The organism is Halomonas sp. NYA30 (genome assembly GCF_976980765.1).
This window is the reverse complement of the sequence record NZ_OZ334477.1, coordinates 2731318-2753779: the sequence shown is the minus strand read 5'-3', so window position 1 is coordinate 2753779 and position 22462 is coordinate 2731318. Positions and strand designations below refer to the sequence as shown.

20 protein-coding genes are annotated in these 22462 nt (G+C 53.1%); 15 read left to right on the top strand and 5 right to left on the bottom strand.

The annotated features are described in order from the left end of the window. Positions 1-209: 209 nt before the first annotated feature. Genes mpl through ACWI0H_RS12740 form a run of 3 tightly spaced genes read left to right on the top strand, consistent with a single transcriptional unit; the run spans position 210 to position 2938 of the window. Entirely contained in the window at positions 210-1649 is a 1440-nt protein-coding gene (mpl, locus tag ACWI0H_RS12750; RefSeq protein ID WP_485873606.1) for a UDP-N-acetylmuramate:L-alanyl-gamma-D-glutamyl-meso-diaminopimelate ligase, read from the top strand. Further along, positions 1646-2311, top strand: coding sequence for a flavin prenyltransferase UbiX (locus tag ACWI0H_RS12745; RefSeq protein ID WP_485873605.1), 666 nt, complete (start codon positions 1646-1648; stop codon positions 2309-2311). Before mpl ends, ACWI0H_RS12745 begins: the two co-directional genes overlap by 4 nt. 3 nt (positions 2312-2314) lie before the next feature. Beyond that, complete coding sequence (locus ACWI0H_RS12740) at positions 2315-2938, top strand: LysE family translocator (RefSeq protein WP_179915895.1); 624 nt, start codon at positions 2315-2317, stop codon at positions 2936-2938. Between the two features lie 19 nt (positions 2939-2957). Here ACWI0H_RS12740 and ACWI0H_RS12735 read toward each other — a convergent pair whose 3' ends face one another. From ACWI0H_RS12735 to ACWI0H_RS12725, 3 genes are read right to left on the bottom strand one after another with little or no spacing between them, the layout of a single operon-like run. Next, positions 2958-4355, bottom strand: a complete 1398-nt coding sequence (locus ACWI0H_RS12735; protein WP_485873604.1) for a bifunctional DedA family/phosphatase PAP2 family protein — start codon at positions 4353-4355, stop codon at positions 2958-2960. Between the two features lie 40 nt (positions 4356-4395). Further along, positions 4396-5328, bottom strand: coding sequence for a diguanylate cyclase domain-containing protein (locus tag ACWI0H_RS12730; RefSeq protein ID WP_485873603.1), 933 nt, complete (start codon positions 5326-5328; stop codon positions 4396-4398). After that, on the bottom strand, positions 5325-6179 hold the full coding sequence (locus ACWI0H_RS12725; protein WP_339884881.1) for a hypothetical protein: 855 nt from the start codon (positions 6177-6179) through the stop codon (positions 5325-5327). Before ACWI0H_RS12725 ends, ACWI0H_RS12730 begins: the two co-directional genes overlap by 4 nt. A 346-nt stretch (positions 6180-6525) precedes the next feature. Between ACWI0H_RS12725 and ACWI0H_RS12720 the strand changes: the two genes are divergently transcribed. The 11 genes from ACWI0H_RS12720 (at position 6526) to lipB (ending at position 17154) form a co-directional block, all read left to right on the top strand. Further along, positions 6526-7833 (top strand): glutamate-5-semialdehyde dehydrogenase, encoded by a 1308-nt coding sequence (locus tag ACWI0H_RS12720; protein ID WP_485873602.1) that lies wholly within the window; start codon positions 6526-6528, stop codon positions 7831-7833. A 9-nt stretch (positions 7834-7842) separates the two neighbouring features. Beyond that, positions 7843-8502: a nicotinate-nucleotide adenylyltransferase gene (gene nadD, locus ACWI0H_RS12715; protein WP_485873601.1), complete on the top strand. Its 660-nt coding sequence runs from the start codon at positions 7843-7845 to the stop codon at positions 8500-8502. A gap of 78 nt (positions 8503-8580) precedes the next feature. Beyond that, the gene (rsfS, locus tag ACWI0H_RS12710) at positions 8581-8967 is read left to right on the top strand and encodes a ribosome silencing factor (protein WP_035557221.1); all 387 of its coding nucleotides are present in this window, start codon (positions 8581-8583) and stop codon (positions 8965-8967) included. Beyond that, positions 8964-9431 carry a 23S rRNA (pseudouridine(1915)-N(3))-methyltransferase RlmH gene (gene rlmH, locus ACWI0H_RS12705; protein WP_008956613.1) on the top strand — a complete coding sequence of 156 codons (468 nt, stop codon included), beginning with the start codon at positions 8964-8966 and terminating at the stop codon, positions 9429-9431. Before rsfS ends, rlmH begins: the two co-directional genes overlap by 4 nt. Before the next feature lie 71 nt (positions 9432-9502). Continuing rightward, complete coding sequence (gene mrdA / locus ACWI0H_RS12700; RefSeq protein WP_176303661.1) at positions 9503-11410, top strand: penicillin-binding protein 2; 1908 nt, start codon at positions 9503-9505, stop codon at positions 11408-11410. Positions 11411-11413: 3 nt separating this feature from the next. Next, entirely contained in the window at positions 11414-12574 is a 1161-nt protein-coding gene (gene rodA / locus ACWI0H_RS12695; RefSeq protein ID WP_176303662.1) for a rod shape-determining protein RodA, read from the top strand. A 121-nt stretch (positions 12575-12695) separates the two neighbouring features. Continuing rightward, the gene (gene mltB, locus ACWI0H_RS12690) at positions 12696-13769 is read left to right on the top strand and encodes a lytic murein transglycosylase B (protein WP_485873600.1); all 1074 of its coding nucleotides are present in this window, start codon (positions 12696-12698) and stop codon (positions 13767-13769) included. Beyond that, on the top strand, positions 13766-14812 hold the full coding sequence (locus ACWI0H_RS12685) for a septal ring lytic transglycosylase RlpA family protein (protein ID WP_035557234.1): 1047 nt from the start codon (positions 13766-13768) through the stop codon (positions 14810-14812). Before mltB ends, ACWI0H_RS12685 begins: the two co-directional genes overlap by 4 nt. 97 nt (positions 14813-14909) lie before the next feature. After that, positions 14910-16124 (top strand): D-alanyl-D-alanine carboxypeptidase family protein, encoded by a 1215-nt coding sequence (locus tag ACWI0H_RS12680; RefSeq protein WP_101145742.1) that lies wholly within the window; start codon positions 14910-14912, stop codon positions 16122-16124. 53 nt (positions 16125-16177) lie between these two features. Further along, positions 16178-16489 (top strand): HP0495 family protein, encoded by a 312-nt coding sequence (locus ACWI0H_RS12675; protein ID WP_035557238.1) that lies wholly within the window; start codon positions 16178-16180, stop codon positions 16487-16489. 2 nt (positions 16490-16491) lie between these two features. Beyond that, entirely contained in the window at positions 16492-17154 is a 663-nt protein-coding gene (lipB, locus tag ACWI0H_RS12670) for a lipoyl(octanoyl) transferase LipB (protein ID WP_336274535.1), read from the top strand. Positions 17155-17210: 56 nt separating this feature from the next. On the opposite strand, the gene lipA is transcribed toward lipB, so the two are convergent. Continuing rightward, positions 17211-18269, bottom strand: a complete 1059-nt coding sequence (lipA, locus tag ACWI0H_RS12665) for a lipoyl synthase (protein WP_336274536.1) — start codon at positions 18267-18269, stop codon at positions 17211-17213. A 172-nt stretch (positions 18270-18441) separates the two neighbouring features. After that, a complete protein-coding gene (locus tag ACWI0H_RS12660; protein ID WP_035557245.1) occupies positions 18442-19428 on the bottom strand; it encodes a LysR family transcriptional regulator in 987 nt (328 codons plus the stop codon). Positions 19429-19676: 248 nt separating this feature from the next. On the opposite strand from ACWI0H_RS12660, the gene ACWI0H_RS12655 reads away from it, so the two are divergent. Next, a complete protein-coding gene (locus tag ACWI0H_RS12655) occupies positions 19677-22313 on the top strand; it encodes a DUF3141 domain-containing protein (RefSeq protein WP_485873599.1) in 2637 nt (878 codons plus the stop codon). Positions 22314-22462 lie beyond the last annotated feature (149 nt).

The window sequence follows — 22462 nt, the reverse complement described above, 5'->3', positions numbered from 1 at the left end:
ATTGATAAACAGTGGCCGCATCCTGCAACAACTGAAAGGATTTGTCACTTGAAGGGTGTTTTGACCCCGTTAATCGCAGTTTATAGCGATGAGTAGATGAGCAAGTTGAATCAGCATGCTAGGCTATTTGACTATTTTTACGCCATATTTTGGCTTTTTTATTAAACGTCTTTGCGAATAGTTTATTGGCGAATAACGGGGCGAATGCCATGCATCTGCATATTATTGGTATCTGCGGCACTTTTATGGGAAGCCTGGCGCTGCTGGCGCGTGAGTTGGGTCATCAGGTAAGTGGCTCGGACCAGCATGTATACCCGCCCATGAGTACCCAATTGATTGATGCGGGTATCACTTTAATGGAGGGCTATCGCGCTGACCATCTATCGCCAAAGCCGGATCTTGTGGTGGTAGGCAACGCACTGTCACGCGGCAATGAAGAGGTGGAAGCTCTGCTCAACAGTGGAGTGCCGTACACCTCCGGCGCGCAGTGGTTGGCAGAGCACGTATTGCCTGGGCGACGTGTTATCGCCGTGGCGGGTACCCATGGAAAGACGACCACTGCGAGCATATTGGCGTGGTTATTGGAAAGCGGCGGATTAACGCCAGGTTTTTTGATCGGCGGCGTACCGCGTAATTTTGGTGTATCGGCGCGTTTAGGCGATTCGCGAGCACCGTTTGTAGTGGAAGCTGACGAGTACGATACGGCGTTCTTCGATAAGCGTTCCAAGTTCGTTCATTACCGCCCGCATATTGCGATACTCAATAACCTTGAGTTTGATCACGCGGATATATTCCCTGATCTGGCCGCGATTGAGCGCCAGTTCCATCATTTAGTGCGTACCGTGCCCAGCCAAGGCCAACTTTTAGTGGCTGATGAGCAGCCCGCTCTTGAGCGTGTGCTTGCCCAGGGCGCTTGGACTCCGGTCGCTCATTTTGGTGACCAAGCCACGAGTGAATGGCAGCTTACCCTTGAGCGTGACGATGCCAGCCGTTTCCAGGTGCTTCATTGTGGTGGCGAGCCCAGCCAGGATAGCCATTCTCAAAATAACAAGGGCCAAGACGAAGATGGTGTCGTTGAATGGGCGCTTACCGGTGAGCATAACGCCCGCAATGCATTGGCAGCATTAGCGGCAGCCAGCTTGTGTGGGATTGATTTAGTCCGTGGTTGTGCGGCGCTGGCGCGTTTTGAAACCCCCAGAAGGCGGCAGGAAGTGCGCGGTGAAATCAATGGTATTCAGGTCATTGATGATTTTGCCCACCACCCCACGGCAATTGCCGCCACGCTTAAAGGGTTGCGCGCGGCGACCACCAAGGGGCGGTTGCTGGCAGTAATTGAGCCGCGCTCCAATACAATGCGCTTGGGCGCACTGCGCGAACGTTTGGTTGAGAGCGTGGCTGACGCTGATAATGTGTTTTGGTTTCAGCCCGTTGGGCTGGATTGGTCAATGGAGGAGCTGGTAGCCACTCAGGGGGCGCGTGCGCAGCTGCATAACGACATCGATAAATTGGTGGCGGCGGTAGTCATGCAAGCGTCACCATTGGACCGTATAGTAGTAATGTCTAATGGCGGTTTTGAGGGTGTGCATGAGCGCTTGCTGGCCGCTTTGACGACTGCCCAAAAAGCCGCCGCCAACGAGGGGCATGTGTGACCAATCAAACTGAACCGCTATTCAAAAAGCCAATTACCGTCGCACTTACCGGTGCCTCTGGGGCACAGTACGGACTACGACTGATTGATGTGCTGGTCGCAGCGGGCCATGAAGTGTGGGTGATGATTTCCAAAGCTGCACACATGGTGATTGCCACCGAAACGGATATCGAACTGCCAGCGCAGCCTCAGCGGTTAGCTCAGGCGTTAAGTGAGCGTAGCGGTGCCCAGCCGGGGCAAATTCGCTGCTTTGGGCGCGAAGACTGGATGGCACCAGTGGCTTCAGGCTCCGGTGCGCCATCGGCAATGGTGGTGTGCCCGTGCTCAACGGGAACGCTTTCAGCGGTAGCCACCGGAGCAAGCAATAATCTGATTGAGCGGGCGGCCGATGTTGCGATTAAGGAGCGCCGTACGCTGGTGTTAGTGCCTCGTGAAAGTCCGTTTTCCCCCATTCATCTTGAGCACATGCTGGCATTAAGCCGCCTGGGCGTGGTCATCTTGCCAGCGGCGCCAGGGTTTTACCATCGCCCACAAGGTATTGAGGATCTAATCGATTTTATTGTGGCGCGTATCCTAAACCAGTTGGGAATCGAGCATTCGCTGGTGCCTCGCTGGGGTGAGGTCGAAAGCACTGCTAACTCCTCATCAATTAAGGATAACTAATCTATGATGTCGTGGGCGACGCTCTCGGTTTTTGTACCAACGTTTTTGTTTGTCTCGCTAACCCCAGGCATGTGCATGACACTTGCTATGGTGCTGGGTATGACCCAAGGCGTTAAGCGTACGCTGTGGATGATGATTGGCGAGCTACTCGGCGTCGGCTTGGTCGCGGCAGCGGCGGGTGCAGGGGTGGCGGCGTTAATGCTACGCCAGCCAGAGCTGTTTGTGCTGTTCAAATGGGTGGGCGGCGCTTATTTAGGCTACTTGGGCATTATGATGTGGCGTTCCCGCGGGCGAATGGCAATACCTAGCGAGTTGGATGCTGGCCCACCAGCCAGTCGGCTACAGCTAGCGACGCAGGGCTTTGTGACCGCAGTAGCAAACCCCAAGGGGTGGGCGTTTTTTATGGTACTGCTGCCACCTTTTTTAGACAGTAACCGCCCATTGCCAGGCCAGCTCAGTCTGCTGATTGCAGTTATTTTAACCATCGAGTTCGCTAGTATGCTGGTCTACGCCACTGGGGGTAAAACGCTACGTAATGTGCTCGGTAAGAGTGGCAATGTGCGCTTACTTAACCGTATCGCTGGCACGTTGATGATAGGGGTTGGGCTCTGGCTTGCTCTTGGCTGATCAAAACGGTGTTAGTGCTTTAAACCGGGGGCAAAAAACCGACGCGGGCGCTGAGAAGTACTAGCGATGCCACGCTGAGTAGAGGCCAGGGGCATGGCCGCAGGCTTGGCCGAGGCTGCTGCTGCCAATGCAGCAGGGTCAGTGCGCAGACAACTAAGCCTAACAGTGCGCCTCCCACTAGATCGCTAAACCAGTGCACACCCACCACCAGTCTCGATAATGCCATAGGCAGTGCAAGCGCAAGTGCACACCAATAGGCCCAAAAGCGCTTATGGCGAGGCATTTCGGCTGCAATAAACGCTGCTGTCAGACCAAATAGCACCACTGCGGTGGATGTATGCGCGCTTGGGTAGGAAAAAGAGCCCATCAGGTAGTCCGGTGTGTCAGGGCGGGCACGCCCAAACAACCCTTTGCCAATAATGTTAAGCAATGCGACCCCTGCAAAGGCGCCGCCCCAGTGCCGTATGGCATCCCAGCGTTTGCCTAACAGTAACCACGCCGCCCACGGCAGGGCGAACGCGATAATGCCAAAGGTGTCGCCAATTTTCGCAAAAATATTCCCTGCGCTGTAAGCAATATCACCGTGCAGCCCTGTAAACAGTCGATGAATAAAAATATCCATATCCAGTGGGCCGTTTTCGCCGATAACCATTAGCGTCCAGCCCGATAGGCTACCAAGTGCTATGACCAAGAGCAGCAGGGAGGCTAATGGGACATCTCCTGATTGGCTCATTGCTAACCAGGGGCGCCGTAGCAGTGGCAGCCGGCGAGCAGTACCGGCGATCATCCGGTAAAGTCGACCATTCCGCGTGGCTTGATGGCGGCCCCATGAAAAAATAACCGCGAGAGCGACAATAATAACGGCCAGTACCAATAACGCGGCTTCAATGCCTGGGGGGAGATTCAAATGGTGCTGCCAAGTGCGGCCAAGTAGGTAGCCGGGCAGAATATAAGCAGGTGCCCACAGCGCTGCCGAGGTTAGGTTGGCCCAAATAAAAGTGCGTGGCGGCATCTGCATCATGCCTGCCACCAGGGGAATAATGGGTCTTACAGGGCCTACAAAGCGGCCGATAAAAACCGACCATATACCGTAGCGCTCAAAGAAGCGTGACCCTCTTCCCAACCACTCGGGATGCTGAGACAGCGGCCAACGCTGGGTAACTTGCTCGCGATGCCTATAGCCGAGCAAAAAGCTGATGCCGTCACCTATAACAGCCCCTATAAAGGCCGCACCGATCAGCCATGCCAAGGCAATATCCTGATGTCCTGCCATAGAAGCCGTTGAGGTAATTAACACCACGCCAGGTGCTAGCAAGCCCACCAGCGCAAGCGATTCCACTAATGCAATGACCAGCACTAGGCAAAGTAGTAGTAGGGGCGATGGCGTTAATGAAAGGAGCATATCGGCTAGCGGCACATACTTCTCCGGCGATAAATGAGGGGAGGCTTACAATAAATTAAACGTTGGAGAGTGAGGCGCCGCGTGCTTTCAGACGCTTTATATAACGTTCGAAGCTTTCTGCTCGACTGGGTAAGCAGGCCGCAATACGCGCTTCAAGCTGGCCAGTTTCCACCAGCACGCGCTCAGAAAGAGCTCGCTGTAAGCGCTCGCGAACCAATAGTGCACCGCTTTCACTGGTGTCTGGTAGAACCAGCCAAAACGTAGCATTATCGGCGCGGCCCAGGACATCATGGTCACGGCAGCGGCTATTCACTTCACTACATAGCGCGCCCAATAGAGCCGTCTGTGCGCGATGGCCAAATTGCTCTGCGGCCATATCCAGCTGCGGCAAGTGCACAACTAACACTACTAGCTGTTGATTGAGCATGGCCGCACGCTGAAATTCGCTATTTAAGCGCTCTTTTAGCGTATCAATGTGATAGGCGTTGCAGTCGCTATCGTTTGGGTCAGTCGCCCGAAGCAGTGCACGGCGACGGGCGTGTTCCCATCGAGGTAGCGCAAGGAGCAGCGTTAAGGCGGCATAGCCGACAATAATCGCGGGTGGCGCAGCGGAGACGGTGGGAAGCAGCCACCATAAGGGGCCGATAGCGATGTTGACCAGTAACGCAGCCCACAGCGGTAATAGTAAAAAAGTGGCGGTAATGGGCAGGCCAAGCCAAATAGGCGATGCCCCAGGATGGTAGTAAAAAGCGCTAAGCACCACCGAGTAAGTGCAACAAAGTAATATGATGCGCGGTAGATAGCTTTTCAGCCCTTGCCCGATATGCATGAGTAGCGCTGACATGAGCAGCAGGGTCATGAAGGTAGGGATCAGCAGGTCGCGGTAGTCACCCATGGCATATAGCCAAAGCGCATAACCCGCCATTAGCGCAATGCTGGCGGCGTAGGCGAGCGTCATCAACCGCTTGGGAATATGGTGCTCGGTCATATCGTCTCTCGTACCCGCTCAGTCGGTAACTTACTCATCTCACATACCGATAGGGTTGCCGGTTCGATATCAATTAATTCAAGGTATTCACTCGTGATATTGTCGGGTAGATCGGCGAGCAGCAAGCTGCGTCGTTGAGCGGCTTCTTTCGGTGAACGTGCGAGAAGCAGGGTGACCAGCGTCGTACTGCTTAAACGGTATACGTTTTCAAAATCATGCGTTAATTCACACAGTTTTTGTGCAGTTGGCCAAAGTTGGTGACGTTTAACGTGCAGTATAAATACTTCTGCATGAATGCCTTCACGCTCACAGCGTGTTTGTTCGCGGGCAATGTCGCGCAGTAATTGTTCACCGGCCCATAAATTGAGCCCTGGAATCAATCGTAAACGTTGGCGAATAGAGCCATTCATATCAATCAGCTGCTGTGCTCTTGAGAGGGCCAGCAAGCCAAGCACCAATAGGCAGCAGAGCAGTAGGATAAATTCAGGCTTTTCCAACTGGGGTGCCACCATGACCGAGCTAACCAGTGCGGCGCTGAGATGAAATGCCGCCACCCAATTATTTTGTGGCAGCATCAGCATGGCGGCCCAGGCCCAAATCAAAATGCTGTGCCGTTCAGGAGCCGCCGCAATTAACGCGACCAGCAGCACACCCGGCACAAGCTGCCATGGCAACCCCCGCGAGCGTCGGTGACTGAAGTCGAGCATTAGAGCGGTAATTAATAGCCAGCCGACTGAAAGCCACAGCACGAGTGCTGCAGCGGGCGGCGTAGCGGGCGTCCATAGCGCCAAAGCAACGGCTGCCGCTAAAAGATTGGCACGTAGTAGGCGTATTTTATACTTGCTTTGCATGGTGACTACTATTCGTCCTGAATAACCAGAAATATCTGAGCAAGTGGGTGAGCGTATTATGAACAACGTACGCGACACATATTAGCGCCTTAATCATCCTCAGTATAACGTCGAAATGGCGTAACATAAGCACAAACGTAAAAAACGGCTGCACAATCATGCCATTCAAAGCTATTGGGTTTATCATTTCATAACCACTGAACAACGTACCCTGGCTCTGCTTAGGGCATTATTCACTTTTGATTTTAAGCTTGGTAGTTATTCTGAGCACTCGGCTTGAATACATGGCTTGAGTACTTGAATTTCATATTTGCACTTAGCACGCACGATGCCGTACGGAGACACTATGAGCGTTTCAACACCGTTCCAAGAAGAGGCCCATCAGCACCTAGCGTCCGGAGATGTGCCCGCCTATATGCAGGCGTTGGGACAAGCGGCACGCCGCGCAGCCAGTGAGCTACGCCTGGCGGATACGGGATTGAAAAACAGTGCCCTGATGGCAATGGCGCAGCGTTTGGCAGAAGCGCGCGGCCGCATACTAGACGCCAATACTGAGGATTTGCAGCGTGGCCGCCAGAGCGGCTTAGAGAGCGCGCTGTTAGACCGCTTAGCGCTAAACGATGCTCGAATCGACGCCATGATTGAAGGGCTTCAGCAAGTAGCGAGCTTGCCAGACCCAGTGGGCGAGATTAGTGATATGCGTTACCGGCCCAGCGGGATTCAGGTTGGCAAAATGCGCGTGCCACTAGGGGTTATTGGCATTATTTATGAGTCGCGCCCTAACGTGACGATGGAAGCCGCTAGTCTGTGTTTAAAATCGGGTAATGCCTGTATTTTGCGTGGCGGTTCAGAAGCCAGTGCCTCAAATGCTGCGATTAGTGCCTGTATTCAAGCAGGGCTTGCGGATGTAGGACTGCCAGCGGGTAGTGTTCAGGTGGTAGCAACCACCGACCGGGCCGCAGTGGGCGCAATGATTAGCATGCCGGAATATGTCGATGTCATTATTCCCCGTGGTGGCAAATCGCTGATTGAGCGTATTACTCGTGAGTCGCGCGTGCCAGTCATCAAGCATCTGGACGGGGTTTGTCATGTCTACATCGATACCACCGCTGACCCTGCCAAGGCCTTAGCCATCGCCGTCAATGCGAAAACCCATCGCTATGGCACTTGTAACACCATGGAGACACTGCTGGTCGATGCGCCGATTGCTGATTTACTGTTACCCGAGCTAGCACGTGCCTATGCTGAATATGAGGTGGAGCTGCGTGGTTGTGAACGTACTCAGGCACTGTTACCTCAGGCTATCGCAGCCGATGAGGCGGATTGGTACGCAGAGTATTTAGCCCCGGTCCTGGCGATTAAAGTGGTCGATGGGGTTGATGAAGCGATCGCCCATATTGAGCAGTACGGCTCACACCACACCGACGCGATTGTGACCCAAGATTATTCACTAGCGCGACGCTTTATGGCAGAAGTGGATTCGAGTTCGGTCATCGTTAATGCCTCGACTCGCTTTGCCGACGGTTTTGAGTATGGCCTGGGCGCTGAGATTGGGATTTCAACCGACAAGCTGCATGCCCGCGGGCCGGTAGGGTTAGAGGGCTTAACCACCCAGAAGTACGTCGTATTCGGTGATGGCCAAGTGCGTGAATAAGGGGGTGGTGTGAGTCTAAAGTTTCAGCGTATTGGAATGTTGGGTGGCACTTTTGACCCCATTCACTTGGGGCATTTACGCAGTGCTGTGGAGTTGCATGAGGCGCTGTCGCTTGATCAGCTACATATGATACCTGCTCAGCAGCCCCCCTTGCGGGATCAGCCGCAGGTATCAGCGCGGCAGCGGTTGGCGCTCTTAAAGGCGGGTATCGGTGACACGCCTGGCTTGTTGGCTGATGATCGTGAGCTTCTGCGTGACGGCCCCTCCTACAGCACCGATACGCTTGCCGAGCTGCGTGCGGAGTATGGTGAGAATACGCGTCTGGTCATGGTGATTGGTTTCGATGCATTTTTGCGGCTTACACAATGGCATCAACCGGCGCGCATATTTGAGTTTGCCCATTTGGTGGTTATTGCTCGCCCAGGCTATGGCGATCCATTGCCAGCGCCATTAATGGAACTGGTAGAGCATCGGGTAGTCGATAGCGTAGAGGAATTAATGCAGCGGTCATGTGGGGGCTTTTTGTCGCTTGAATTGCCATCGTTAATGGCCATTTCAGCGACCTATATTCGAAAGCGGCTGGAAGCGGGTAAAAGCGTGCGCTATTTGGTGCCGCCCTCCGTTGAACAGGCTATTGCGCGCTACGGACTTTACCAGCAGTGTGAATAGCGCTGGCAGTCGTCAAATAAGCCGTTACAATGGCCGGCTTTATTGACCGATTACCCCATGAGGTTGTCTTTAGGAGTCATGCACATCGATACATTGAAAAATCTAGCGGTTGACGCGCTAGAAGAACTGAAAGCACGCGACATTACGCAGTTAGATGTTGCTAAATTAACCGAGGTCACCGACCTCATGTTGATTGCCAGTGGTACGTCGACCCGTCACGTCGCTGCTCTGGCGCAAAACGTAGTGGAAAAAGCCAAGGCAGCAGGGCTAGGTCCTCTGGGCGTAGAAGGTGGTGATAACGCCGACTGGGTGCTGGTCGACCTGGGTGACATTGTGGTTCATGTCATGATGCCTGAGGCGCGCACGCTCTATGATTTGGAGCGGCTATGGGCCGATCTGCCGACGGACTCGGGCGCGATTGGTGAGTCGCTTGAGCGCTTTCAAGAGCGAGCCGGCATGTCATGAAAATCCGGCTGTTAGCGGTGGGAAGCAAAATGCCTGGGTGGGTAGAAGAGGGCGTGGAGACCTACCGTAAGCGGCTTCCGAGAGATTTCAATCTCGAGATTGAAGAAATCACCCTCGGCCAGCGTGGCAAAAATGCAGATATCGCGAAAGCGCGCGCCCAGGAGGCGCAGCGTATTCGCGATAAGTTGCGTGGCGACGAATACGTGGTAGCACTGGAAGTGAAAGGTAAACCATGGACCACCGAGCAGCTGGCGCAAGAAGCTGACGCTTGGCGCATGGCCGGGCGGGATATTGCGTTGCTGGTAGGTGGGCCAGACGGGCTTGAGCCTTCGCTCTCAGCCGCGGCCGACAAAACCTGGTCAATCTCACCACTGACGCTACCACATCCACTGGTACGAATTATGCTGGCCGAGCAGCTCTACCGTGCCTGGACACTATTAGTGGGTCACCCTTATCACCGTTAACGGCTGAATGGTAAGCCATTACTGTTTGTGTCCTGTTGCGCCCTTTGTTTGTTTTGAGAGTCTTCGTTGCCATGCTCAAGCGCCCCAACACGCTAAAAAACTCCGAGCAAGAACTGCGTATTTTTCGTGTTAGAGCGCTGCTCGCCGTGTTGGTGGTGTTGACCCTGGCCAGCTTGCTAACGGGGCGGCTAATTTATTTACAGATCGTCCAGCACGACATGTATAGCACGCGCTCTGAAAATAACCGGGTTCGCGTCGAACCGCTGCCGCCTAATCGGGGGTTAATTTACGATCGTAATGGCGTACTGTTAGCCGAAAACCGTCCAACCTATAACCTGACCCTTGTTCGCGAGCGTGTTGATAATCTGGATGAAACGCTGGCGCTGCTAGTAGAGCTTCTTGAGCTTCCTGAAGAAGAGATTGAAGCGTTTAACGTGCGCTCACGCCAGCGTCAACGACCTTTCCAACCAGCGCTGCTTACCAGTGATCTAAGTGAAGACCAAATTGCCCGTTTGGCAGTTAACCGCCACCGATTGCCAGGGGTGGAGATAGAGGCACAGCCGCTGCGGTTTTATCCTGATGCCGAAATAATGGCCCATGCGCTAGGTTACGTTGGCCGTATTAATGCTGAAGAGATGGAAACGCTGGATGCAGGTCGTTACGCGGGTACTCACTTTATTGGTAAAACCGGTATTGAGCGTTTTTACGAAGAAGAGCTGCATGGTGAGGCGGGTTTACGCAAAGTGGAAACCAACGCCCGCGGAAGAGTGTTACGAGAGCTAGGGCGCACTGACCCGGTACCTGGGAAGAATTTAACATTAACGTTGGATAAGTCGCTCCAGATGCTGGCTTATGAATTGTTAGATGGTCGTCGCGGTTCTATCGTGGCTATCGTGCCAGGCACAGGTGAGATTCTTGCGATGGTCTCAACACCGGGTTTTGACAGTAATCAGTTCGTCACCGGCATTGATGTGGCTTCTTATCGTGGTTTGCAGGAAGATCTCGATTTACCGCTTTTTAACCGCGCTATCCGTGGTCATTATCCTCCTGGCTCTACCATTAAACCTTTTCTAGCGCTGGCCGGGTTGGTGGAAGGTGTCATTACCCCTGATAGCACGATTAATGATCCCGGTTATTATCAGTTACCTAACGACTCCCGTCGTTACCGCAACTGGTTGCGCTGGGGGCATGGTCGTGTCGATATGGAGCGTTCCCTAGCCGTTTCTAATAACACTTACTACTACACCTTGGCACATGATTTAGGTATCGATAATCTCCATGAGCAGATGAGTAATTTTGGCTTTGGTCAGCGTGTCGCCCATGACGTGCAAGGAGAAAGCAGCGCTTTGATGCCCTCGCGTGATTGGAAACGAGGACGCTTTAACCAGCCCTGGTATCCCGGTGAGACCCTGTCCGTGGGGATTGGGCAAGGCTACTGGCAGGTGACGCCTTTGCAGCTAGCCAGCGCCACTGCAACGCTGGCCAATCGCGGCCACTGGGTGAAGCCGCGCTTGGCGCGTCAGATTGGCGATACCCCTGTCCCCCGTGACCTGCCCGACACCTTGGATGACATTCAGTTAGCTAATGACAACTGGTGGAATCGGGTATTCAGCGGTATGGAGAAGGTGATTAGTGGCACCGAAGGGACAGCGCGTCGAACTGGCGTGGGCCTTGAGTATCGCATGGGCGGTAAGTCAGGCACTGCACAGGTGTTTTCGCTGGGCCAGGACCAACGCTATAACGCTGATGAGTTAGCGGAGCGGCTCCGTGACCACGCGCTGTTTATGGCCTTTGCACCGCTGGAAGACCCTCAGATTGCGGTATCCGTTATTGTTGAAAACGCAGGCGGCGGCAGTACACACGCGGCTCATTTGGCGCGTGCTATGACGGATGCCTGGTTACTTGAGGATGAAGCGCCGGACGTAGAAGAAGTACGCGAAGTGTTAGAAGAAGATAATGCCAATGTGGAGGGGAACTAACCCATGCCTTGGCATTATCTAGCGCGTTCTATGCGTGGTTACCCAGTTCGCCCGCCCGAAAGCGGCATCGCCCGGCGTAAAAGTATTTGGGAGCGAATCCATCTAGACCCCTGGCTGCTTGGTTTGCTACTGGTATTGATGGGCAGTGGTTTAATCGTTCTTTATAGCGCTTCTGGGCAATCCATTGATGCCGTGATTGCTCAGAGCATACGGTTTTGCATCGCCCTGGTGGTGATGGTGATCATTGCCCAGTTTTCACCTTCTACTTTTTTGCGCTTCGCGCCGCTAGCCTATGGGGTCGGGGTTGCCATGCTGGTTGCTGTTGATGTAGTGGGTGATGTGGGGATGGGCGCTAAGCGCTGGTTAGTCATTCCTGGCGTCATACGCTTTCAACCCTCGGAAATGATGAAACTGGCAGCCCCGTTAATGGTGGCGGCCTATCTTAATCGCTGTGAATTGCCGCCGCGTCTGCGCGATATACTAGTGTGTGGCGTTATCATCGGCGTGCCCGTCGTGCTGACGGCTATTCAGCCTGACTTGGGAACCTCGTTGCTGGTAGCCAGTGCTGCTCTTATCGTGGTTCTGCTAGCAGGTTTGTCGTGGCGGTTGATCGGATTTATCGCGGCATTGGGGGCCGCCGGGGTGCCGGTGTTATGGATGAATATGCATAACTACCAGCGTCAGCGCGTGTTAACTTTTTTGAACCCTGAAAGCGACCCGCTGGGCTCTGGCTGGAATATCATTCAGTCAACCACCGCCATAGGTAGCGGTGGGTTGTGGGGCAAAGGGTGGCTGCAGGGAACCCAGTCCCAGTTAGAGTTTTTGCCAGAGCGGCATACGGATTTCATTATTGCCGTTTTAGGCGAAGAGTTTGGTTTAGTGGGTATGCTGGTGCTGTTGTGCCTGTATCTATTAATCGTGAGCCGTGGTGTCTGGATGGCAAGCGCTGCCCAGGATACCTTTGGCCGCTTAGTCGCAGGCAGTATCATCCTCACCTTTTTTATCTATGTATTTGTCAATATGGGCATGGTGAGTGGCATTCTGCCTGTCGTTGGTGTGCCGCTACCGTTGGTTAGCTTTGGCGGCACCTCAAGCGTGACCTTGTTGGCGGGTTTCGGTATTCTCATGTCCATACATGCTCATCGGCGGCTGCTGTCGCGCTAGCAAAGTTGCCCAGCCCAAACATATAGTTCAGACGCCTGTGTTACTCGGCAATGGAAAACTCAGGAATAGATGGTTCTGGAATTAATCGTTCTGGGATAAAGAGCTCAGGAGTGGAGAGTTAATGAACAAGGTTCAAGGGAAGACGAGCCGCTATTTTTTGGCAGCCATGATGTGCTGGGTAACGCCCATAGCAATTGCTGAGGAGCCTTCTCAGGGTGAACAGCAAGCTGCCCCTCAGCACTTTGCGCCTCAGCAAAATGCTGACAGCCAAGCGCTGATGGAAGAGCTAGTTGAGCAAGGGGTCCCTCAAGCGTGGCTAGAAGAGGCGCTCGGACAGGCTAATTATACCCAAAGTGTACTGGACGCCATGGAAGGGGCCGCCGAGCGACGTCTAAAGTGGCATGAGTATCGCGCCATTTTCATGACTCAGCAGCGCATTGAAGAGGGCGTTGAATTTATTGATAAGCATGCTGACGCCTTGGCGCGAGCCGAAAGTACCTATGGCGTTCCTGCTGAAATAATTACCGCTATTATTGGCGTTGAAACTTACTACGGCCGTCATAAAGGCCAGCACCGTGTATTGGATTCGCTAGCCACGCTGGCGTTTCATCACCCGGCGAGAGGCGCTTTTTTTCGCGGTGAGCTGGCAGCGTTTTTACGTATAGCGTACGAGCAGCAGGTCGACCCTACTGGGCTGCGCGGCTCTTATGCAGGAGCTATGGGCTATCCGCAATTTATCCCCACCAGTTACCAAGCCTATGCGGTAGATTTTGATGATGATGGCCGCCGCGATTTGTGGGAAAACCCAGTCGATGCGATTGGTAGTGTCGCTAATTACTTTGCCGAGCATAACTGGAAACCAGGGGCTGATATTTATCACCAGGCCACTGGGCCAGACGAATTGTCAAGCGAGCTATTACAGGAACTCTCGTTTAACCAAACGTCGCCTCCTGCAGTGAGTGTCGCTCAACTGGCCGCGCATGGACTGATGCCTGAGGATTCTCTAGATAGTGAATTGTTAGTCGCGCCGTTGGCGCTTGAGTTCGCTGATGGCGAGACCCACTATCGGTTCGGCGAGTATAATTTTTATGTGATTACTCGCTATAACCATAGTCACCTGTATGCCATGGCTGTAGCCGAGTTGGCGGAAGAGATCGCCGCATTGCACGATAAGCTGCATGAGGACGAGGCATGAATAGCAAACTGACGATAACCAGGCGTGCTGGCGGGGTAATCGCCTTGCTGGCGCTGGTCAGTGGTTGTGCTAGCAATGATACCCAGCGTATTGATGTGCCTAGCTCGGCCAATCAAGCAGCTGCCCCTAGTTCGTCGGCCGCTACGAGTGACGGTCGTTACGCCATGAGCGGAGATGCCTACCCACTTGAACCGCCGGATGTTACCAAAGTGCCCGATGCAGAGCCGCGCGTTGAGCAGCCCTCCCGAGGTGGCAACCGCTCAACCTATGAGGTGTGGGGAAAAACCTACCATGTGCTGCCTGATGCCACAGGCTACGAAAAACGCGGTACGGCCTCTTGGTATGGTGAAAAATTCCACGGCTATGCGACCTCAAACGGCGAAATTTACGATATGTATAAAATGTCGGCCGCTCACCGTTCGTTGCCCTTACCCACGTTTGCTCGGGTAACCAGCTTGGATAACGGGCAATCGGTGATTGTCAGGGTAAATGATCGCGGCCCGTTTCATAGTGACCGTGAAATAGATCTCTCGTATGCGGCAGCGGCACGATTGGGTTTTCTCGACAATGGCACCGGCTCCGTTAAAGTTGAAGCAATCAACCCTGAACAGTGGCTAGCCGAGCGTGGTCGAGGGGGGAGTGGTTCTTCCCAACAAGCAAGCACTCCAGAGCCGAGGCAAGTTGCTTCAAACGCTCCGTCGGCTGTTGCCCGGCAAACGGCGTCTAATATTTCAGTATCTAATTCCTCAGTGCCTACTGCTTCAGCGCCTGCTGCGTCCTCTCGAGAATCGGTATCTCAGCCGACGCCAAGCCAAGGCGAATCAGATGGCGAAGTTTATCTACAAATTGCCGCGTTAGGGAATCCAGAAGGCGCTCAGCAGTTACAGCAGCGTTTACAGGGGGAGCAGCCTCACGACGTGCGTATTATGAGTGATGCTGACGTCTACCGTGTGCAAGTAGGTCCGATTAGGCCGGGGCAGGAGACTCAAGCACGTGAAACGCTGCGTCAAGCAGGGTTCCCCCAGGTCTTTGTTGTGCGATAATTAGCACCCTATTTATTTCTTGTGGCGCGTTTTACGCGCCGCCTTGTTTTTAAAAAAAGCTTTACAAGTAAGCTTTCAAGTAAGTGAGACTGACGTTATGAACGTGTTTACATCCATTGGTCGCTCTGCACGGCTATGCCTTTTTGCTGCAATGGCGACGGTTGCTGTGCCTGCCAGTGCACAGCAAGTTCCTCAGCCGGTAATTCCGCAACCGCAAACCATTATTCCTGCGGCTCCCCAGTTAGCGGCAAGTTCGTGGATACTCATGGATGCCAACAGTGGCCGCATCTTGGCTGAGCATAATTCCGATGAGCGTCTGCCGCCAGCGAGTTTGACCAAGCTGATGACGGCCTATTTGGTTGAGCGTGAGCTTGATCGCGGCACTATTAATCTGACTGACATGATTAATATTAGTGAGAACGCGTGGCGTACCGGCGGCTCTAAAATGTTTATCGAAGTGGGTGATCAAGTTTCAGTAGATGACCTTCTTCATGGAATCATTATTGTGTCGGGTAACGATGCCAGTGTCGCCATGGCTGAGCATTTAGCGGGTGGAGAAACGCCCTTTGCCGATCTGATGAACCAACATGCGACTCGGCTGGGAATGAATAATACAAACTTCCAAAATGCCACGGGGTTGCCGGGGGATAATCACTACTCAACTGCCCACGATATGGCGCGCTTATCCCAGCATATTATTAATGATTACCCCGACCACTATGAAATCTACTCTCAGCGCACTTTCTCTTATGGCGGCATCGACCAGCCTAACCGTAACCGCCTGCTGTGGCGCGATCCTTCGGTCGATGGCCTAAAAACCGGCTGGACAACGGAGGCGGGTTTTTGCCTAGTCTCATCGGCTAAGCGTGACGATATGCGCTTGATTTCCGTTGTGATGGGGACCACCTCCGATGAGGCGCGTGCTCAGGAAACGCAAAAGCTACTCAGCTATGGTTTCCGCTTTTTCGAGACCATGAAGCTTTACGAGCGTGGTGCTGTTTTGGCCACGCCGCGTGTGTGGGGTGGCGATATTAACGAATTACGCGTGGGAGTCGATGAAGAGGTCTTTATGACCTTGCCGCGTAACCGTAATGAAGAACTGCGCGCGCGCCTTAATCTGAACCCGGATCTTCAGGCCCCGATTGCTATTGGTGATGAGGTCGGCACCCTTGAGGTTCATCTGGGCGACGAGGTGGTCGGTGAGCGTCGCTTGGTGGCCTTGGAAAACATTGAAGAGGGCGGTCTCTTCAAGCGTTTGTTTGATCAGGTGCAGCGCTTCTTTAGTGGCCTAATCAGCAACTTTACCGACTAAAGTTTGATTAGGTTTAAGCCGTTGGTTTTGTTTTTTGCAATGATGGGGTTGCTATGAAAAAAGGTACGCCACAAGGACTGCGTGATTTGCGCCAACCGGCGGTTCAAGAGCCGCCTAAAATCACTTTTCCCTGTGATTACTCGTTAAAAGTCGTCGGCGATGCCGCCGAAGACTTTCCTGCCTGTGTGTGTCAGGTCATTGTGCGCCATGCGCCTGATTTCGACGCCACGACAATGCAGGTAGTTGATAGCCGTAATGGTCGTTTCCAATCGGTTCGTGTGGTGATTAGAGCGACTGGAGAGCAGCACATTAAAGAGCTGTTTGAGGCGTTAAAAGCCACCGGTCGTGTGCATATGGTGGTGTAAGCGTGAGCGACGCCGAGCCAATCAAGCTGCATCACTTGGGGCGCCAACCCTATCTTCCTGTTTGGGAAGCCATGCGCTCGCTGACTGATACCCGCGATGCCAATACCCTTGATCAGTTCTGGTTGGTCGAGCACGATCCTGTATTTACTCAAGGGCAGGCCGGCAAGCCGGAGCATTTACTTCTACCCGGGGATATTCCGGTAGTGCATACAGATAGGGGTGGGCAGGTTACCTATCACGGGCCTGGTCAGGTGGTGCTATATCCGTTACTGGATGTGCGGCGTGGAAAAATTGGCGTACGTGATTTAGTCACTGCATTGGAGAATGCGGTGATTGATGTATTAAGCAGTTACGGTGTAAGCGCGCGTGCACGGCCTGATGCGCCCGGTGTGTATGTAGTGACCGACGCTGGTGAGGCTAAAATTGCTTCATTAGGCTTGCGAATTAGGCGTGGGGCAAGCTTTCATGGCGTAGCGTTAAACGTCGATGGTGACCTAACGCCTTTTTTACGGATTAATCCCTGCGGCTATGCCGGCATGCCCATGGTGAGGTTGGCCGACGTTGCATCGCTACCAAGCAATCATCAGGTCGGGGAGCAGTTGGCGAAAGCGCTAGCCAAACGGCTAAATCGTGAATTAGTCAGTGTAGGTAGCTCGCCGCTGTAAAAGGGAGCCGGTGGCTCCCTATTTTCAGCTAGCTCTATATAGCGGTAAAGTTAGGCTTATCCTACGTTTAACGCTGGAATAATATTGGGGTTCGCTTCTTGTTCCTGACCAGGAATGGCGGCGGGTGAGGCGAGCCCCAGGTTGTTCTTTTCAAACACGCGATCAGCGCGATAGCTGGAACGCACCAGCGGGCCAGAAGGCACTTCCATAAAGCCTTTCTCCAAACCGATCACGCGGTAGCGGTCAAACTCTTCTGGCGTTACCCAGCGCTCTACCGCCAAGTGATTTTTGGTTGGGCGCAAATATTGACCAAGCGTGACGATATCGACACCGATTTCACGCAGGTCATCAAAAGTCTGCAAAATCTCTTCGTCAGTTTCGCCCAATCCCAGCATTAAGCTGGTTTTGGTGATGATGTCAGGACGGTAGCGCTTGGCATGGGCAAGCACGTCAAGCGTTTTACGATAACCCGCTCGCCGATCACGTACACGGCCTGTTAATCGTTCAACGGTTTCAACGTTTTGGGCAAATACTTGTAACCCAGAATCAACAACGCGCTCAATAGCACTCAGCTCGCCATCGAAGTCAGGCGTTAAGGCTTCCACGACTACTTCAGGCGTGCGCGCTTTAATGGCACTAATACAGTTGGCATAGTGCGATGCACCGCCATCGTCGAGATCGTCACGGTCTACCGAGGTGAGCACGATGTAACGAAGGCCCATTAACTCCACTGACTTCGCGGTGTTTTCAGGTTCTTCGTGATCAAGCCAGCCTTGTGGATTGCCGGTATCTACCGCGCAGAATCGACAAGCGCGAGTGCATACTGAACCCATAAGCATGATGGTCGCCGTGCCGTTGCTCCAGCACTCGCCCATATTGGGGCAATGAGATTCAGCACAAACGGTGCTTAGTCGATGGGTAGCAACGTTCTTTTTGACCGCTTCAAAACGCTCCCCTCCAGGGATCTGAGCGCGCAGCCACTTAGGCTTGCGTTCAAGAGAAGGGGCTTCTGCCTGCGCTTTGCGCTGCTTCATGCCATCCTTGATCACCGTCATGCCATGTTCATTACGGAATTTTTCACCGCTAGACACGCGTTGCGGAGGGGTATTGCTCATAGGGACAGAGCCTCTCTTTTGTGCGGTAGGCCGAGTGCGTTTGTGGGCGTTAAGCCCTTACAAGACCTGCCAATTGATACCTGATTAATTAATACGAAGTGCATCCGATATTTCATCGTGCTAATAGCTACTAATGTAACATATTTCACTGTCAACAGGACACCGCATGACCCTAGGGCGCAAGCATTGGCAGGCAAGCGACGCCGTGGCTCGGTAACGGGCTTGAAGGCGCTTGAAAATGGCGGCGATAATCGGGTAAGTGCTCACGGATAAAGCTTAAGAAAAGCTCTGCCACCGGTGTGGGAAAACGTTCCCGCGCATACACCGTGCACCAGGATCGGTGGATCGGAAAATCGGGAAGCCCAAGCTCAAAAAGTAACCCTTGCTCAAGTTCAAGCTGTACCGCCAAGCGGGGGAGAACGGCAACGCCTAAGTGGGCCATTACTCCGCCTTTAATGGCTTCATTGGTGCCCAGCTCAATACAGTGTGGAAGGGCGACCTGCTGATTGGCGGCCATTTGTTCAAAGGCATTGCGCACGCCAGAGCCTGGCTCGCGCATCAATACGTAGTGGCGTGCAAAGTCTGCCAGAGAGGGCTCCGGCATAGAGAGCAGGGGGTGTTCCGGCCAAACCACCGCGATTAATTCATTATCAAGAATTGGCATCACTACTAAGCGATCATCCTCTGGCACCATCGCCATAATAACGAGGTCGTCCTGCTGCTCAGTCAACCGCTCTAGGGCTTGGCTGCGGTTGCATACCTTTAAGCGAACGTGCACCTCTGGGTAGTGAGCACGGAACCGGGCGAGTAAGTAAGGCACCACATATTGAGCCGAGGATACTGCCGCAATATTAAGTTCGCCGCTTATTTTGCCATTAATGTCCGATAGGTTCATTTCCAGACGTGAAAGCTGACCAAAAATTTCTCGTGTCGAATGGGCGAGCGTGTCGGCGGCGGGAAGTGTGTGGAGCGTTTTGCCCGCGTAGTTAAAGAGTGGCTGACCCAAAGCCAGCTCAAGCTGGCGTATTTGTGCGCTCACCGCGGGCTGAGTAAGTCCCAGCTGCTCAGCTGCGCGAGAATAAGAGCGTTGCCGGTGCACCGCCTGGAAGACCTGTAGTTGCCGAAATGTAAGGCGATTGAGCAGAGTAGGGGATGACATAGCAACCTCATAGTGAACACCCTTTAATGTCGCTAGGACTAATGCCAAATACAGGCTTTATCGTCAGCGCAACGCATGCTAACACTGAATCTTTGGCGCTGCTTAAAGAGTGCTTTGTGGCTCCATTAGTCGAAATTACTAGGAGTAAAGATCGACGTTGCGATCTTAGTGGCCTAAACTATATTGCATTGCAGCATCCTCATTGCTGCCCGGTTTGATGCCGGCGCATCGACCAAATGGGAGAACCTATGAACTTTCTCGCCAATCCTTTGCTAACCGCCAGCGCTTTTACTGACGCTTGGCTAAAGCAGCAAAGTGGTTCCACAGTGGTACCAAGTAGTGAAACGATCGCTTCCTTATTCGACCCATTTGGGGTTGGGCGTGCGGCTTTTGATTACTGGCGCGATAGCATGGAGCGTAGCGTTCTGTATTTAGATGTGATGCGTGAGCGTGGTAATCAATACCTTGAGCACATGGAACAAACCAAGCCCAACGTATTGGGTTTTGATACTGAAGTGCTAATGGTTGGCCGGACGCTGCCGCGACCAACCAACTATGAGTTGTTACGCGTACTACCTCATGAAGGGACTGAGATTGATCTACAAAAACGTCCTTTTGTAGTGATCGACCCGCGTGCGGGACATGGGCCAGGGATTGGCGGGTTTAAGCCAGACAGCGAGTTGGGGGTGGCGCTAAAAGCGGGGCATCCCTGCTACTTTATTGGTTTTTTGCCATTTCCTGAACCGGGTCAGACCGTGGAGGATGTGGTTGAGTCAGAAGTTGCGTTTCTACGCCATGTGATCGAACGTCACCCAGAAACCACCGAAAAGCCCATGGTGGTGGGTAATTGCCAAGCGGGCTGGCAAATCATGATGGCGGCCGCATTAGAGCCAGATGTGTTTGGCCCTATTCTTATTGCCGGGGCACCGCTTTCTTATTGGGCTGGCGAACATGGCAAAGCCCCAATGCGTTATACCGGCGGAATGGCGGGGGGCAGTTGGATTACGGCGCTCACTAGCGACATTGGTGATGGCCTGTTTGACGGGGCGTGGTTGGTGCAGAACTTTGAACGCCTAAACCCTGCTAATACGTACTGGAAAAAGCAGTATCACCTTTACGACAACATCGATACAGAAGCGAACCGATACCTCGAATTTGAGCGCTGGTGGGGCGGTCACGTCGTGTTGGGCGGTGAAGAAATCCAATATATTGTCGATAACCTGTTTGTCGGTAATCGACTCTCTACCGCGCAGTTGGTGACCCATGATGGGCGCCGAATCGACCTGCGCAATGTGCGTTCGCCGATCGTAGTGTTCTGCTCGCGTGGGGATGATATTACCCCGCCGCCGCAAGCCTTGGGATGGATTCGTGATTTATATGAAAACACAGATGACATCATTGCCAACGAGCAAACCATCGTCTATTGCCAGCATGATACTACCGGCCACCTAGGTATATTTGTTTCGGGTAGCGTGTCACGCAAAGAGCATACCGAATTCACTGCCAATATGGATTACATCGACGTATTGCCCCCAGGGCTGTACGAAACCTCCATATCCCCGGCGGAGAAGGGCGAAGATGCTGAGCTGTTCGAGCGAGATTATCTGCTCGAATTTATGCCGCGTAACTTTGAAGAATTAGATCAGGCAGTGATGCACAAGCCTGAGGATGATCGTCGCTTTGCCACCGTAGCGCGTATTTCAGAAATAAACTTGGGCTTGTATCGGATATTTATGCAGCCTTGGCTAAAAGCCATGATAACACCTGAGGCGGCGCGCTTAATTCGTCGTATGCACCCTATCCGCCTGGGCTACAAGCTGCTTTCTGACCGCAACCCGCTTTCTGTGCCGCTACCGGTAATGGCAGACGCGATACGTAAAAATCGTCATCCTGTTTCACATGATAATCTTTTCAAATCCCTTGAGACCATGGGCTCTGACCAGCTGGTTGCAAGCCTCAATGCGGTGCGCGATTTACGCGATAGCAGTACTGAAAAAATGTTTATGGATATTTACGGCCAGCCGCTGTTGCAGGCCGCCGTGGGCCTTTATGGCGATGCCCATGTGCATCGCCGCCGCCCCGGCGCTGAGCCCGAGCACCGCCGCTTCATGGAGCAGCGCCGGGAAGCGCTGCGCGAGAAGATTACCCACGGTGGTGCTCATGAGGCGGTTATGCGCTCGCTGATCTATGTACTCGGCGGTGCTCCAGCCACGGATGAGCGTAACTTCAAACGGCTACGCGCCTCCCGTGCTGAGCTTGAGCCAGGCATAGAGCTGAGTGAATTTAAGCGCTTAGTGCGTGAGCAATTCTTTATCTTGAAGCTGGATCGTGAGCAAGCACTGAATTCACTGCCTATTTTGCTCAAGGGTGATAGCAACGAGGATATTGATGGCTATATTAGCCACCTTGAACACGTGTTTGCCGCCAGTGGCGAGCTTTCAGAGCATGCTGCTAAACGCTTTGATCAGATAAAAGCGCTTTTTGATCAGGCACGGCCTAGCAAAAAGGAAGCACCTGCTACTCCTAATGCTGCCAAGGCAAAGGCGAAAACACCAGCAAAGTCAAAAACCGCTAAGGCTGGCGTGGTTGGTAAAGCTGATAAAAAAGTTATTGAGCCAGAAGCTACCAAACCGGAAGCTGCTAAATCAGAAACTATTAAACCCAAGCAAGAAGCTGTTAAATCGGAAGGAATTAGTCAGGCAAAAGCTAATACAGGAGAAGCTAAGCCAAAAGCAGCTAAGCTAACATCTGTTGAGCCCTCGGCTGCGCCTGAAGAAACAGAGGAAAAAGCCACTAAACTCTCTGCCACCAATGAGGAAAGCACTAAGCCATCAGTGAAACCTGGCAGCACTAGCGGAGGTGAGAATCCGTCTAACAATCGCTAAAACAGTGTGTTAGCTCACAGCGCCCCCGCCTATATGGTGGGGGCGCTTTGTTTGACTGTGTGCCTTTTGGGTTGCCGTAATGCCAGTGGCAGTCTAGTGTCTAGCTACTCTTTGTCAGAAATCTACGGATTCTTCCTACGACTTGGTTG

Excerpts from the sequence above, each read along its gene's own strand:
- mpl (WP_485873606.1), top strand. The coding sequence starts at position 210 with ATGCATCTGCATATTATTGGTATCTGCGGCACTTTTATGGGAAGCCTG.
- ACWI0H_RS12740 (WP_179915895.1), top strand. The coding sequence starts at position 2,315 with ATGATGTCGTGGGCGACGCTCTCGGTTTTTGTACCAACGTTTTTGTTT.
- ACWI0H_RS12730 (WP_485873603.1), bottom strand. The coding sequence starts at position 5,328 with ATGACCGAGCACCATATTCCCAAGCGGTTGATGACGCTCGCCTACGCC.
- ACWI0H_RS12725 (WP_339884881.1), bottom strand. The coding sequence starts at position 6,179 with ATGCAAAGCAAGTATAAAATACGCCTACTACGTGCCAATCTTTTAGCG.
- ACWI0H_RS12720 (WP_485873602.1), top strand. The coding sequence starts at position 6,526 with ATGAGCGTTTCAACACCGTTCCAAGAAGAGGCCCATCAGCACCTAGCG.
- rsfS (WP_035557221.1), top strand. The coding sequence starts at position 8,581 with ATGCACATCGATACATTGAAAAATCTAGCGGTTGACGCGCTAGAAGAA.
- rlmH (WP_008956613.1), top strand. The coding sequence starts at position 8,964 with ATGAAAATCCGGCTGTTAGCGGTGGGAAGCAAAATGCCTGGGTGGGTA.
- mrdA (WP_176303661.1), top strand. The coding sequence starts at position 9,503 with ATGCTCAAGCGCCCCAACACGCTAAAAAACTCCGAGCAAGAACTGCGT.
- rodA (WP_176303662.1), top strand. The coding sequence starts at position 11,414 with ATGCCTTGGCATTATCTAGCGCGTTCTATGCGTGGTTACCCAGTTCGC.
- mltB (WP_485873600.1), top strand. The coding sequence starts at position 12,696 with ATGAACAAGGTTCAAGGGAAGACGAGCCGCTATTTTTTGGCAGCCATG.
- ACWI0H_RS12685 (WP_035557234.1), top strand. The coding sequence starts at position 13,766 with ATGAATAGCAAACTGACGATAACCAGGCGTGCTGGCGGGGTAATCGCC.
- ACWI0H_RS12680 (WP_101145742.1), top strand. The coding sequence starts at position 14,910 with ATGAACGTGTTTACATCCATTGGTCGCTCTGCACGGCTATGCCTTTTT.
- ACWI0H_RS12675 (WP_035557238.1), top strand. The coding sequence starts at position 16,178 with ATGAAAAAAGGTACGCCACAAGGACTGCGTGATTTGCGCCAACCGGCG.
- lipA (WP_336274536.1), bottom strand. The coding sequence starts at position 18,269 with ATGAGCAATACCCCTCCGCAACGCGTGTCTAGCGGTGAAAAATTCCGT.
- ACWI0H_RS12660 (WP_035557245.1), bottom strand. The coding sequence starts at position 19,428 with ATGTCATCCCCTACTCTGCTCAATCGCCTTACATTTCGGCAACTACAG.
- ACWI0H_RS12655 (WP_485873599.1), top strand. The coding sequence starts at position 19,677 with ATGAACTTTCTCGCCAATCCTTTGCTAACCGCCAGCGCTTTTACTGAC.